At 72.0% G+C, this 990-nt stretch carries 2 protein-coding genes; both read right to left on the reverse strand.

The window, feature by feature from the left end:
- Positions 1 to 239 precede the first annotated feature (239 nt).
- A complete protein-coding gene (locus BFF76_RS30400; protein WP_031090133.1) occupies positions 240 to 434 on the reverse strand; it encodes a hypothetical protein in 195 nt (64 codons plus the stop codon).
- Between the two features lie 136 nt (positions 435 to 570).
- Positions 571 to 990: PI-PLC domain-containing protein (locus tag BFF76_RS30405; protein WP_478078244.1), on the reverse strand; the 420-nt coding region annotated here is incomplete at its 5' end.

A 990-nucleotide genomic window follows, 5' to 3' on the forward strand; every position in this document is an offset into this window, starting at 1 on the left:
GCAGCGGCAGCACAGGGCGTTGTTGCAGTACTCGTGGTGGGCTGCGCCCGAGTGCCGTCCGGGGGGCGGGAAGGACATTGGTGCGTTCTCCAGGTGCGTGGCCAGGATCGGTCAGGTCCGAGCCATGTCGACGAAGCACGCGCAGGGGCCTGCGGACGACGGTATCGCCCCGGCCGGCCCGGTGCGGCGCTGTGCCGGGATCAGACCGTCATTCTCCCGCACCCGGACGGCGCGCGGGATCAGGGCCTCAGTCCGCTGACGACGTTCGCGGTGGCGGTGATCCCCTCGTGGATGGTGGGGGCCATGCTCGTGCCCGCGAGAAAGAATCCCAGCAGGCCGCAGACGATCGCGTGCGAGATCTTGAGTCCGCCGCTGCGCAGGAAGATCACTGCGAGGACCAGCAGCAGCAGCACCACTGAGATCGAAATGGCCATGGCCAACCTCCTCCGCCGCGCCGGAATTGCGGCATTCGGCCGCCAGTGTGGCGCAGCGGAGGGGCCGTTCGGCGCACCGGCGTGTCGGCCGAACGGGTGTTGACCCACGGTGACCGGATGCGGCGGCCGGCGCCGGTCAGCCGTTGCCGCGGGTGCCGGGCCCGCGTCGGCGGAGGAAGGTCTCCAGCCCTGCGAGATCGTCGGTGTTGAGGTGGTCGACGTCCGCGGCGACGAGCTCGGTCCACAGCGCGTCGCGTTCCGGACCCGCGGCGTCGGGGGTGCCCCAGAAACGGACCCGTTGTCCGCGGGTGTGGGCGGCGGAGACGAGGGTGTGCAGCCTGTCCCGTTCGGCGGCGGGGAAGGGGCCCGTCCCCCGCCAGCTGAAGGTGGTGGACCAGTTGCCGCTGATGAGCGGGATGAAGGAGGCGGGAGCCGCGGTGCCGAGGTCCTCCGGCCGCCCGTCGTAGAAGGCGTAGCGGGTGGTCTGTGCCTCCATCGGGACGCGGGCGGCGCGGTCTCCCCCGTCATCTCGGGAGACCGCGCCGCCCGCGTCCCG

The sequence above is a fragment of the Streptomyces mutomycini genome, from assembly GCF_001700505.1.
Classification (GTDB): Bacteria; Actinomycetota; Actinomycetes; order Streptomycetales; family Streptomycetaceae; genus Streptomyces; species Streptomyces mutomycini.